The sequence below is a fragment of the Maritimibacter dapengensis genome, assembly GCF_019218265.1.
In the GTDB taxonomy this organism is placed as follows: Bacteria; Pseudomonadota; Alphaproteobacteria; order Rhodobacterales; family Rhodobacteraceae; genus Maritimibacter; species Maritimibacter dapengensis.
In genome coordinates this window covers 67,200-79,236 of sequence record NZ_JAHUZE010000003.1, presented here as the reverse complement: position 1 = coordinate 79,236, position 12,037 = coordinate 67,200, and the positions used below count along the sequence as shown (strand labels likewise).

Below are 12,037 nucleotides of genomic sequence, written 5' to 3'. Positions count from 1 at the left end.
TAATTCAATGAGGGAGACCCTTAAGTGTTTCAACGCACCATTCTGACGGCTGCCGCCGCTTCGCTCTTCAGCACCGCCGCCTTGGCACAGACCGAAGTGCCTTTCGCGCTCGACTGGAAATTCGAAGGCCCGGCGGCCCCGTATTTCGTCGCGATCGACAAGGGCTACTTCGCCGAGAAAGAGCTTTCCGTCGAAATCTCCGCCGGGTCCGGGTCGCTCGACGCGATTCCGAAAATCGCGACCGGCGCTTTTCCCGTCGGTTTTGCCGACATCAACTCGGTCATCAAGTTCCTCGACCAGAACCCCGGCGCGCCGGTGACTGGCGTGATGATGATCTACGACAAGCCGCCGTTTGCCGTGATTGGCCGCGCTTCGCAGGGGATCGAAGGACCGAAGAGCCTCGAGGGCAAGATCCTCGGCGCACCGCCGCCCGATGGTGCCTGGGCGCAATTCCCGATCTTCGCGGCCGAGAACGACCTCGACATGGAGGCCATCACCGTCGAGCCGGTAGGCTTCCCGACCCGTGAGCCGATGCTGGCGGATGGCGCGGTCGACGCGATCACTGGCTTTTCCTTCACCTCGTTCCTCAACGCCGCCCGCCTTGGCGTGCCCGAAGACGACCTCGTGACCCTGTTGATGTCGGACTACGGCGTGGACCTCTACGGCAACGCGATCATCGTGAACACCGATTACGCCGCCGAGAACCCGGACGTGATCGAAGGTTTCCTCGAGGCCGTCGCCATGGGCTGGAAAGACGCCATCGCGGACCCCGAGTCTGCCATCGCCAGCCTGATCGAGCGCAATCCTGCGGCCGATGCCGAGCTGGAACAGCGCCGCCTCCAACTCGCCATCGACGCCAACGTGATGACCGACGCGGTCATGGCCAATGGCTTCGGCGTGATCGACGAGGAACAGTTCGCCAGCGCGATCGAGCAGATCAAGTTGACTTACGAGTTCGAGGGCGAACCTGACGCATCGCTCTACTTCACCGAAGACTACCTGCCCGAAGCAGGCTTCGCGCTGAAATAATCAAAAAATCGGGCGCGGGGTCATCCCGCGCCCGGTCTCTATCCGGGGCAGGGGCGGACCGATGACCTTTCCAATGATCAAGATCGAGGGCGTGCGCCACGCCTACAAGACACCATCAGGCCCGCTCCCGGTGCTCGACGGTCTGGACGTGACCGTGGAAGAGGGCGGTTTCGTCGCCGTCGTCGGCCCGTCGGGATGCGGCAAGTCCACCCTGACAAAACTCGTGGCCGGGCTGATGAAACCGGATCAGGGGATGGTGATGGTCCACGGCGAAAAGGTCACCGGTCCACGTTCGACGGTCGGCATGGCATTCCAAAACCCCGTCATGCTGGAATGGCGCACCATCATCGAAAACGTCATGCTCCCGCTCGAGATTGTTTCGACCAAAATGTCGAAATCCGAACAGAAGGACCGTGCCAATTACCTTCTCGAGCTCGTCGGGTTGGAGGGGTTCGGAGACAAGCGGCCTTCGGAGCTGTCCGGCGGCATGCGCCAGCGCGCCTCATTGTGCCGCGCCATCGTCCACAAACCCGACATCCTCATTCTTGACGAGCCGTTCGGGGCGCTCGACGCCTTCACGCGTGAAGACCTTTGGCAAACCATGCACAAGGTGAAGGACGAAGAGCCGTTCACCGGCGTCCTCATCACCCACGACCTGCGCGAGTCGATCTTCCTCGCCGATCAGGTGGTGGTGCTGTCGCAGCGACCCGCCCGCACCCAATACGTGCTCGACGTGCCGAACATCGGCCCGCGCGACCTCGACCATCTCTACACACCCGAAGCCGCCGAGATGCTGAACATCCTGCGTCACCAGATCGAAGTGGCCCAGGGCCGCGCCGCGGCTTGAGGAGAGACTGATGGCCTATGTTCCCGACATGAAGACCCGCTCCACGGGCGGCTCCGTCGCCAAATTCCTGACCTCCCGCGCATTCCTCGCCCCGATCATCGCGATGATCGTCTTCGTGGCGCTTTGGGAGTTCCTCGTCTGGGTGAACAACTGGCCCGACTATGTCATGGCCTCGCCCTCGGACCTTCCGGCGGCTTATGCCGAATATTGGGGTCTGTTCGTCAAATATGGCTGGCAGACGCTGTGGCGCACGGTGGTCGGACTGGTGCTCGCGGTGATCGTCGGATTGTTCCTTGGCATGATCATGGGTTTCTCGCGTCTCATGCGCGACGCGCTCTACCCGCTGCTCGTCGGCTTCAACGCGATCCCCAAGGCCACCGTGGTGCCCATCGTCGCGCTGCTGTTCGTTGGTGCGCATGACTTCAACACCATCCTGATCGCCTTCATGATCTCATTCTTCCCCATTGCCGTGTCGGTCAGCATCGGCCTGTCGACGTTGGAGCCGGAATATCGCGACATCCTGCGCGCGCTCGGCGCGAGCCAAGGCACGATCTTCTGGAAGATCGCACTGCCCAAGACGCTGCCGGAATTCTTTGGCGCACTGAAGGTGGCCGTGACGCTCGCCTTCATCGGCACCAACCTGATGGAGATCGTCTCGCCCCATGGGCGCGGGCTGGGTGCTCTGTTCGACAGCGGTAAGACGAATTCGGACTACCCTCTGATGTTCGCCGTGCTCATCGCGCTCGCGATCCTCGGGATCGTTCTTTACTACGTCGTGGTCGCGCTGGAGAAAATTTTCGCGGGATGGGCGGATCGCCAACCGGGTTGACCGTCAAAACCAGTCCAGAAAACGTCTGACTCTCGCAGGTCGGGCGTTTTCTTTTGACTCGTCACTTATTTCGTATATTCACGAAATATGGAAATAGATATCGTTACCCGACTCACGACCCTTGGCCATCCCAACAGGCTGGCCATCTTTCGCCTGCTGATGCGGCGCTACCCCGACCCCGTCCCGGCGGGAGAGATCGGCACTGCACTGGATCTAAAACCCTCGACCCTTTCGGCCTATTTGGGCGCGCTGGTCAGGGCCGGGCTGGTGGAGCAGGAACGGGTCGGCACGTCGCTCCGTTACAGGATCGTCATGGAAGCGGTGCAGGGGACGTTCGACTATTTGTTGAACGATTGCTGCCGTGGCCGTGCCGACCTTTGTTCCCCCGTCTCAACCCCTCTCACGACAGGACCGAAACCTATGTCCAAGACCTATGACGTGCTCTTCATCTGTTCGGGCAATTCCGCCCGTTCGATCTTTGCCGAATGCATCCTGCGCGACCTCGGAGGTGACAAGTTCCGCGCCTATTCCGCGGGAACGCGCCCGCAATCGGACCTCAATCCGTTCGCGGTCGAGGTTCTGAAATCCAAAGGTCACGACGTATCTGTCCTGCGCTCGAAACATGTTTCGGAGTTTCAGGGGGACGACGTGCCAAATCTGGATTTCGTGTTCACCGTCTGCAACCAGGCCGCCAACGAGGAATGCCCGCCGTGGGATGGGCAACCGGTCTCGGCGCATTGGGGTCAGGACGACCCGGTGAAAGCGACGGGGAGCGACGCGGAAAAAAGCCTCGCGTTCCAGCAGGCCTACGGAATCCTGCGCAACCGGATCTCGGCCTTCGTGAACCTGCCTTTCGACAGCCTCGACCGAATGTCGCTTCAACGCGCTGTGGACGACTTGGCGCAGGAGCTGGCGCGGGCCTAAGGGGGTGGGCCCGAAACCGCGCTCGGAAAATGAAAGGGCCGGGAGATGATCCCGGCCCTTCGCGTCTAATTCGTTATGAGCTCTGGCCCCATCAGGCTCGTCGGCAACCACGTCGAAATCCATGGCACGTAGGTGACGAGGATCAGGAAGACGAAGAGGATGGCGAGGAAGGGGAGTGCGGCACGCACCACTTTCATCATCGGCATCCCGGCCACGCCCGAGGTCACGAAAAGGTTGAGACCAACCGGTGGCGTTATCATCCCGATCTCCATGTTCACCACCATGATGATCCCGAGGTGAATCGGGTCCACACCAAGCTCGATGGCGATGGGGAACACCAGCGGGGCGACGATCACGATGAGGCCCGAGGGTTCCATGAATTGACCGCCGATGAGCAGGATCACGTTCACCATGATGAGGAACATGATCTTGCCGAAACCCGCCGACAGCATCGCATTCGCGATCTGCTGCGGGATCTGTTCATCGGTCAGCACGTGCTTCAGGATCAGCGCGTTGGCGATGATGAACATCAGCGTGATGGTCAGCTTGCCCGCATCGAAGAGCGTGTCGCGCGTGTCGCGGTGCCAGAGCGCGGTGACGATGGCCTGCGGCTTGGACAGGAGCGACTTCTTCTGGCCGTCGTTGTTCTTCTCGGCCAGCGGTCCCATGTCGCGGTAGACGAAGGTCGCCACGATGAAGGCATAGATCGACGCAACGGCGGCGGCTTCGGTCGGGGTGAAGATCGCCCCCGTGACGCCGGGGATGCCATAGATGCCGACCATGATGATGACGATGAGCATCAGGCCCCAGATCGCGTCTCTGAACGAGGCGAAGATCTCGCCCCAGCCCGCCCATTCGCCTTTCGGCATGTTGCGGATACGGGCGATGACATAGATCGCGGCCATCAGAAGCAGACCGGCGAGGATGCCGGGGATCACACCTGCGAGGAACATGCGGCCCACCGAAACCTCGACCGAGGAGGCGTAGACGACCATCACGATGGACGGCGGGATCAGGATGCCCAGCGTACCTGCGTTGGCGATGACGCCTGCGGCGAAGTCCTTGGTGTAGCCGACCTGCCGCATAGCCGCGATGACGATGGAGCCGATGGCGACCACCGTGGCCGGGGATGAACCGGAAAGCGCCGCGAAGAGCATACAGGCGAAGACGCCCGCAATCGCCAGCCCGCCGCGCATGTGCCCGACGACCGCGATGGCAAAGCGGATGATCCGCTGGGCCACGCCGCCGGTCGACATGAAGGATGAGGCGAGGATGAAGAACGGGATCGCGAGCAGCGTGTAGTGGCCCGCCATCGCCTGATAGAAGCTCTGCGCGATGGATGCGAGCGAGGTGTCCGAGAACACCAGGAGGAACATGATCGACGAGAAGCCGAGTGCGATGGCGATCGGCACGCCAACGAGAAGCAGGCCAATGATGGCCACGAAAAGAAGAGCGACTTCCATGGATCAGTCCTCCACGCGAGCGGCGTCGACATCGTCTTCCATCTCGTGGGAAACGATGAGGCTATCGGCGTCGCCCCGAAGGATGCGGATCGTCGCCTGAATGATACGGAACAGAAAAAGCGCCACTCCGATGGGCAGGATGATGTAGGGAATGACGCGCGGCAGCTTGTCGTATTCCTCGCCGAAGTTGATCCAGTCCTCGAGGAACTTGAGGAACCCGGGCATCGGCACCTGGTCGGTCATGTAGAACGCCCGGTCGCGGGTGTTTTCATCGAAGCCCAGCGGGAACCAGCGGCCTTCGGTCTGGTAAAGCCCGGCATAGGGCGCCCAGTAATCCCACGCGCCCTTCATCAGAAGAAATGCATAGGCGAGGCAGATCACGGCCGAGAAAATGGCGAGCATCCGTCTTGGGCGTGTGGAAAGCATCCCGGTGATCGCATCCACGCCCAGATGCATGGTCACGCGCACGCCATAGCTGATCCCGAAGATGACCAGCCAGGCAAAGAGGATCAGGGTGACTTCCAGCCCCCAGATCAGAGATTCATTGAAACCGTAACGCAGGACCACGTTGATGAACGTGACTGCGGTCATCAAGCCAAGGATCACGGCGATCGCCGTTTCCTCGAACCCGCGGCGGTGGATTGGTCCGCTCATGCTGTCCCCCGATTGCCCGTCCCGAATGGCAAGTGAGGGCGGCGCGAGACCTTCCCGCGCCGCCCGGTCGCCCAAAGTGGCTTACATGCCCGCGTTGATTTCCTGCGCGGCGGCGATGTTCTCGGCGCCAACGTCGCCTTCGAACTGCTCCCACACCGGCTTCATCGCGTCGACCCACGCCTGACGCTGCTCCGGCGTCAGCTCACGGATCGTGCCGCCTGCGTCGAGCACGGCCTGACGGTTCTCGGCGTCGACTTCGGCGATTGCGGCGTTGCGCTCTTCGGTCACCTCGTCGAGGATCGTCATGAACTGGTCCCGCACACCTTCGTCAAGGCTGTCGAGCCAGTCGACCGAGGCCACGACCATGTAGTCGAGCAGGCCGTGGTTGGTCTCGGTGATGCCGTCCTGCACCTCGAAGAACTTCTGGCCATAGATGTTGGACCAGGTGTTTTCCTGACCGTCGACAACGCCGGTCTGAAGCGCGCCGTAGACTTCCGAGAAGGCCATCGGCTGCGGCGAAGCTTCGAGAGCTTCCATCTGCGCGACGAGCACGTCGGAGGGCTGCACGCGGAACTTGAGGCCAGCGGCGTCGCCCGGCATTTCGAGCGGCTTGTTGGCCGAGAACTGCTTCAGACCGTTGTGCCAGAACGCGAGACCCTGAAGGCCGCGACGCTGCATCGCGTCTTTCATCTCTTCGCCGGTTTCCGATTTCTGGAACGCTTCCACCGCGTCCATGTTCTTGAACATGAAGGGCAGGTCGAAGATGCGGTAAACCTTGGTGAAGGTCTCGAACTTCGACAGCGACGGGGCGGCAAGCTGAACATCGCCCTGAAGCATGGCTTCGAGCACCTGGTCGTCGTTATAGAGCGTCGAGTTCGGGTAGACTTCCATGCACGCCGTGCCGTTCATCTCTTCGTTCACCCGCTCCATGAGCAGGTTTGCGGCGATGCCCTTGGGGTGCTTGTCGGTGTTGGTCACGTGGCTGAACTTGATGACCATTTCGCCGTCGTCACAGGCCGCGATTGCGGCGGTGCCGGCGAAAGTGCCGGCGGTGAGAGTGGCTGCGGTAACGGCAGTCGTAAGGAATTTCATGCTATCTCCTCCATGTATTCCGGCCCCGAAACGGGGTCCGCGGTTATCTGGCTGAGAGCCATGCATTGCGGCAAGGACAGAATTGACGTCGGGGCATGGCTCGTAAAATGGCAATTATATCAGTTTGTTAAGGTGCGCCTCGGCGGCGCGGTCCGACCGCACTCACATTGCCTGTGTGAAAGTTCGCACTTTGTTAGCGCCTTTCTGTGCGGAAAGTCGCACATATCGACTCACTGCCTCGCTGGCGTATAATTCACCCAAAAGGTTGACTGACAGGTTGCAGAAGGTTATTCACCCATATGGTTGAACGAATGGACGACGACTCGCTAAGCGCCATCCTCAAGGCCGCAAGTGACCCGACCCGCCGAGCGATCCTCACGCTTCTGGCGCAGCAGGGACCCATGCGGGTCACGGATATTCACAGCCAATTCGATATGAGCCTCAATTCCGTCTCCAAGCACATCAAGGTGCTGGAGCAGGCGGGGCTCGTGAAACGCCGCACGGAGTGGCGCGAACATATGATCGAGGTCGAGATGGGGCCCATGTCCCACATCGACGCCTGGTTCGCGGCGCTGCGTTCAATCTGGGAGCTTCGGCTCGAAGCTCTCGATGACATTCTGACAAAGGACGACCCTGACAATGACTGACCTTAGCCTCACCGTAGACCGCATCATCAAGGCCCCGCAGGAACGGGTGTTCAACGCATGGCTTGATCCCGAAATGCTGGCCCGTTTCATCATACCCGGACCGGGCATGACCGTGCCGCACGCCGCATCGGATGCGCGCGAGGGCGGGCGCTTCGAGATCGTGATGAAAGCGGGAGACGACGAAATTCCCCATGCGGGTGAATACCGCGAAATCAAGCCACATGAGCGGATCGTCTTCACGTGGGAAAGTCCGTTCTCGGTCGAGGACAGTACCGTGACGCTGACCTTCGACCCGGTCGAGGGCGGCACCCGGGTGACCCTGACCCATGTGCGCTTCCCCGATAAAGAGTCGCGCGACAACCACGAAGGCGGTTGGAACGCCATCCTCGAAGCCCTTGACGGCGTGATGGTGTGATGGAGGGCGCCATGGATTTTGCTGCAATGAACTGGGGCGCGGTGGCGCTTGGCACCGTGCTCGCTTTCGGGCTTGGCATGATCTGGTTCAGCCCGCGGATGTTCGGCAAGACCTGGTCGGCGGGGAGCCACAACATCCAACCGCCCGACAGCCCTCCCGTCGCGGCGATGGTGTTCCAGCTTCTCGCCACCGCGCTACTCGCCGTCGTGATCGGAATGACCGAGACAGCCGGGGCAATCGGCACCGCCGTCGCCATGATCCTGACCGTCGCGCTCTTCGTCGCGGGGATGGACCTGTTCAGCCAGAAAAGCGGCAGGGCGACGTTGGTGGATGCGGGCTATATCCTTGCCGGCGGGCTTCTCATGATCGCGGCACAGGCTGTGCTTTAGCCCCGGAATTCCTCGGGCTTCAGCCCATGGCGCGCCAGCTTGTCGTAAAAGGTTTTGCGCGGAAGCTTCAGGCTCTCGGCCGTGGCTGTTGCGTTGCCATTATGCCGGGTCAGCGCCTCGACGATCACCGAGCGTTCGAACTGCGCGACCTGCTCGGCGAGGCCGGGGTCGTCATCCGCGTCGATTTCGCCCAACCCCATCGCATAGCGCATCGCCGTGTTCATCAGCGCGCGCGCATTCCCCGGCCAGTCCTGCGCGATGAGCTTCTGGGTCACGTCCTGCGGAATATCCGGCACGGGGAGCGCCGCCTGTTCACAGGCGATGGCCACGTAATGCCGAAACAGCGTCGGAATATCCTCACGTCGGTCGCGGAGCGGAGGTATGTGGATGCGCGCCGCGTCGAGCCGGTAATAGAGATCGGGGTTGAACTGCCCTGTCTCGGCGCGCGCGGCCAGATCCTGATACGTGCCAGCCAGAACGCGGGGCGCGTCGGGGCGTTCCAGACGTTCGAGAAGGGCGAATTGGGTGCGCGCATCGAGCCCCGCGACCTCGTCGATGAAAAGCGACCCGTTCTCGGCCTCCCTGAGGGTGGCGTCCAGCGCGGCAACGTCGGTGCTCGCTCCGGCGATCTTGATGAAGGGGCCGCGCGATTGGGCCGACAAAAGGTGGACGACCTCGGCCATCTTCGCCGTGCCCACGCCGGGTTCGCCGGTGATGAGAACGTCGGCCATCGTGCGCGCGACCTTTCGCGCATCGGCGCGCATCTTTTCGGACAGGGCGGAGGTGCCCCGCAAAAGGCGCGCGGCGGCATCCCCCGCTTCGACCTGCGCCTTGAGCGACCGGTTCTCAAGCACCAGTGCGCGGGTCTTCAGCGCCTTTTCCACCACCGTGAGCAGATCGGCGGGCGCACAGGGTTTTTCGAGGAAATCAAAGGCACCGGACGCCATGCCGCGCACGGCGGTCGGCACGTCGCCCTCACCGGTCAGAAGCACCACGGGCAAATCCGGATCGACGCCATGCGCATAGTCGAGAAGCGCGAAACCGTCTTTGCCCGGCATCCGAATGTCGCTCACGATCACACCGGGGAAATCGGCGACGATGTGATCCTTCGCCTCGATATAGCTTCCGGCCAGCACCGCCTCCAGATCAGCGAGTTCAAGAGTCTGGCCGAGCGCCTCGCGCACAGCACTGTCATCGTCGACGAGAAGGACGCGGGTCGTCATGCTGCGGCCTCGAGCTCGGCGGGAACGAGGTCTACGGTGAACTCCGCGCCGCCCTCGGGATGGTTGGCGCCGCGAATGCCGCCGCCGAAACTCTGCACCAGCCCGTAGGAGATCGACAGGCCAAGCCCCATGCCTTCTGCCGCGCCGACTTCTTTCGTTGTGTAGAACGGATCGAAGACGCGATCGGGGTTCGTGATCCCCGGTCCGGTATCGCGGATGGTCAGTCGCACCGCGTCGCCCGTGTCGATCCTGATCTCGATCCGGCGATTGTCGGTTTCGCTCATCGCATCGACGGCGTTCGAGAGAAGGTTCACGATCACCTGTTGCAGCCGCACTTCGCCGCCCCGCACCATAAGAGGCGCTTGCGGGGCCTTGTAATCGAGCGTCACGCGGTGGCGCTTGAGCTTGTCCGCTGTCACTTCCAGGGCCGCCTGGATCACCGCGATGAGGTCCACGTCGGTGATCGGGCCACTTTCCTGCCGCGCAAAAGCTCGCAGGTTCTGGATGATCCGTCCCATTCGTCGGGCGAGTTCCGAGATGCGGCCCAGATTATCGCGCGCCCGTTCGGGTTTGCCCCGGTCGAAGAATTGTTCGCCGTTCTCGGCAAAGGATCGGATCGCCATAAGAGGCTGGTTCAATTCGTGGCTGATCCCGGCGGACATCTGCCCCAAAGCGGAAAGCTTGCCCGCCTGCACGAGCTCGTCCTGCGCACGTTTCAATGCTGCCTCGGTCTCCTTGCGTTCCGCCACTTCGCGGCGCAGGTCGGCGTTGACAGCCGTCAGTTCACGGGTGCGTTCTTCCACCCGTGCCTCGAGCCGGGCATTGGCGGCGGCTTCGACAGCGAGCTTGTCGGCAAGCGCGCGTCGGTTCTGGCCGACCAGGAACAGAATCGCGCCGAACGTCAGCAGCGCACCTGCGGCGATCAACCCCCATGACAGGGCAGCGGTCAGGGCCGAGGCGCTGTCGATCAGGATTTCCGCGGTCAGCCCTACGGTCGGCAGATCCCGCGCAAGGTGGAGCGCACGGTTCGGAAGGTAGGGACCACCGTCCATGCTCCAGTGGACATGGCCCGCGATAATCTGTTCCCGGTAGGCGGGCATCCCTTCGGCCCGGTTCGCAAGGATCAGGTCCGAACGGTTTGTGACGAAAACAGTGCCGCCCGTATCCGTAAAGAAGACCGGCGGCGCGTCACCCGGCCAGTTGTCCTCGATCTGGCTCACCGGCACCCGCGTCATGACAGCGCCAAGCACCGTGCCGCGCGCGTCCTGCACCGGCGCCGCGAAGGAAAACACCCGCGTGGGGTTTCCGGCATCTGCCACGATTTCGTTGTTCGTCCCGAGCGCGCCGTCCAGAGCGCGCGCGAGCGGCGGGTCTTGCGGGTCGCGTGCCGCGCTGCTGCCCGAACTTCCCGCGACGATCCTGCCAGACAGGTCCACCACCGAGATGTCCCACGCACCGGTCATGTCCGCCATGTTCTGAACCACCGATGCGGCGCGTGCCGATCCCGCGCCGGTCGCGAGTCGTTCGGTCAATTCGGGATGGCGCGACAGGACCACGGCAAGCTCGCGATACCGGAACAGTTGCGCGGTCACGCGGTCCGCGGCGAGCGCGAGGTCCGCTTCGCCTCGTTCGCTCAGCCGATCGACGCGGTCCACATAGGCCGACCAGCCGATCGCCGCCGCAAGCAGGGCGGAGGCGCAGAGAAACAGGATCGGGCGGATCATGGCGGCGTCGTCACTCCCGGTAGGACGCGCATATCATATGGCCGCGCCCGGCGCATGGCGAGTCACCCGCCCAGATCGAAGTCGGGCAACACGTCGAGCGCCTGCTTCAGCGCCTCGCCCCAGCCCGACGAGATTGTCTGGTAATACGGGTCGTCGGCATGGATGCGCGAACGATGTCCGAGTGTCAGCCGATCGATCTCGTAGAGCTGGAAATCGAACGGCAGGCCCACCGAAAGGTTTGCCTTCACGGTGGAATCGAAACTCACGCAGAGCAGTTTCAAGGCCGCTTCGAAAGACATCTCCGGGTCGTAGGCACGCACCAGAATCGGACGGCCGTACTTGGTTTCGCCAATCTGGAAAAACGGGCTGTCTGCTCCGGCCTCGATGAAATTCCCCTCGGGATAGATCAGGAACAGGCGCGGTGGTCCGCCGTCGATCTGCCCCCCAAGGATCAAGGTCGCGCCGAACGAGCTTTCGGCTTCTTCCCCGGCGCGCTCGTGCTGGCCGATCACGTCGCGCAGCGTCTCGGCAATCAGCCGCGCCGCCTGAAACATCGAAGGCACCTCGAGAAGCGACGGCATCCGCTCTTCATGGGCCTTGGTGCGCTCTTCGAGGATGGAGACGACAGCCTGCGTCGTGGCGAGGTTCCCGGCGCTCATCATGATGAGCACGCGTTCGCCCGGCACCTCCCACGAATGCATCTTGTTGAAGGTCGAGACATTGTCGACGCCCGCATTCGTGCGCGTATCCGACATCATCACCAGCCCACGGTCGAGCATCATTCCGACGCAATAGGTCATT

At 62.4% G+C, this 12,037-nt stretch carries 13 protein-coding genes; 7 read left to right on the top strand and 6 right to left on the bottom strand.

Annotated elements, in window-relative coordinates; all coding sequences use genetic code 11:
• Positions 1 to 24 precede the first annotated feature (24 nt).
• The 4 genes from KJP28_RS12620 to KJP28_RS12605 all read left to right on the top strand — a co-directional run bounded on the left by KJP28_RS12620 (position 25) and on the right by KJP28_RS12605 (position 3,629).
• Positions 25 to 1,029 carry an ABC transporter substrate-binding protein gene (locus tag KJP28_RS12620; RefSeq protein ID WP_218392961.1) on the top strand — a complete coding sequence of 335 codons (1,005 nt, stop codon included), beginning with the start codon at positions 25 to 27 and terminating at the stop codon, positions 1,027 to 1,029.
• 61 nt (positions 1,030 to 1,090) lie between these two features.
• Positions 1,091 to 1,876, top strand: coding sequence for an ABC transporter ATP-binding protein (locus KJP28_RS12615; protein WP_218392960.1), 786 nt, complete (start codon positions 1,091 to 1,093; stop codon positions 1,874 to 1,876).
• 103 nt (positions 1,877 to 1,979) lie between these two features.
• Positions 1,980 to 2,705 carry an ABC transporter permease gene (locus tag KJP28_RS12610; RefSeq protein WP_255552409.1) on the top strand — a complete coding sequence of 242 codons (726 nt, stop codon included), beginning with the start codon at positions 1,980 to 1,982 and terminating at the stop codon, positions 2,703 to 2,705.
• Between the two features lie 87 nt (positions 2,706 to 2,792).
• A complete protein-coding gene (locus tag KJP28_RS12605; RefSeq protein WP_218392958.1) occupies positions 2,793 to 3,629 on the top strand; it encodes an arsenate reductase/protein-tyrosine-phosphatase family protein in 837 nt (278 codons plus the stop codon).
• 65 nt (positions 3,630 to 3,694) lie between these two features.
• Here KJP28_RS12605 and KJP28_RS12600 read toward each other — a convergent pair whose 3' ends face one another.
• The 3 genes from KJP28_RS12600 to KJP28_RS12590 form a co-directional block, all read right to left on the bottom strand.
• The gene (locus tag KJP28_RS12600) at positions 3,695 to 5,092 is read right to left on the bottom strand and encodes a TRAP transporter large permease (RefSeq protein WP_218392957.1); all 1,398 of its coding nucleotides are present in this window, start codon (positions 5,090 to 5,092) and stop codon (positions 3,695 to 3,697) included.
• Between the two features lie 3 nt (positions 5,093 to 5,095).
• Positions 5,096 to 5,746 (bottom strand): TRAP transporter small permease, encoded by a 651-nt coding sequence (locus KJP28_RS12595; RefSeq protein ID WP_218392956.1) that lies wholly within the window; start codon positions 5,744 to 5,746, stop codon positions 5,096 to 5,098.
• An 81-nt stretch (positions 5,747 to 5,827) separates the two neighbouring features.
• Positions 5,828 to 6,838, bottom strand: a complete 1,011-nt coding sequence (locus KJP28_RS12590; RefSeq protein ID WP_218392955.1) for a DctP family TRAP transporter solute-binding subunit — start codon at positions 6,836 to 6,838, stop codon at positions 5,828 to 5,830.
• A gap of 311 nt (positions 6,839 to 7,149) precedes the next feature.
• Here KJP28_RS12590 and KJP28_RS12585 point away from each other — a divergent pair, with 311 nt between their 5' ends.
• Genes KJP28_RS12585 through KJP28_RS12575 form a run of 3 tightly spaced genes read left to right on the top strand, consistent with a single transcriptional unit; the run spans position 7,150 to position 8,289 of the window.
• Positions 7,150 to 7,485 (top strand): ArsR/SmtB family transcription factor, encoded by a 336-nt coding sequence (locus KJP28_RS12585; protein WP_255552377.1) that lies wholly within the window; start codon positions 7,150 to 7,152, stop codon positions 7,483 to 7,485.
• A complete protein-coding gene (locus tag KJP28_RS12580; protein WP_218392953.1) occupies positions 7,478 to 7,900 on the top strand; it encodes an SRPBCC family protein in 423 nt (140 codons plus the stop codon). Before KJP28_RS12585 ends, KJP28_RS12580 begins: the two co-directional genes overlap by 8 nt.
• An 11-nt stretch (positions 7,901 to 7,911) precedes the next feature.
• Positions 7,912 to 8,289 carry a DUF1761 domain-containing protein gene (locus tag KJP28_RS12575; protein ID WP_218392952.1) on the top strand — a complete coding sequence of 126 codons (378 nt, stop codon included), beginning with the start codon at positions 7,912 to 7,914 and terminating at the stop codon, positions 8,287 to 8,289.
• Here the strand turns inward: KJP28_RS12575 and KJP28_RS12570 are convergent.
• The 3 genes from KJP28_RS12570 to KJP28_RS12560 all read right to left on the bottom strand — a co-directional run bounded on the left by KJP28_RS12570 (position 8,286) and on the right by KJP28_RS12560 (position 12,036).
• Entirely contained in the window at positions 8,286 to 9,512 is a 1,227-nt protein-coding gene (locus KJP28_RS12570; protein WP_218392951.1) for a sigma-54-dependent transcriptional regulator, read from the bottom strand. The two genes, KJP28_RS12575 and KJP28_RS12570, sit on opposite strands and share 4 nt — an antisense overlap.
• A complete protein-coding gene (locus KJP28_RS12565) occupies positions 9,509 to 11,236 on the bottom strand; it encodes a sensor histidine kinase (RefSeq protein WP_218392950.1) in 1,728 nt (575 codons plus the stop codon). Before KJP28_RS12565 ends, KJP28_RS12570 begins: the two co-directional genes overlap by 4 nt.
• A gap of 62 nt (positions 11,237 to 11,298) precedes the next feature.
• Entirely contained in the window at positions 11,299 to 12,036 is a 738-nt protein-coding gene (locus tag KJP28_RS12560; protein WP_218392949.1) for a proteasome-type protease, read from the bottom strand.
• Position 12,037: the final 1 nt, after the last annotated feature.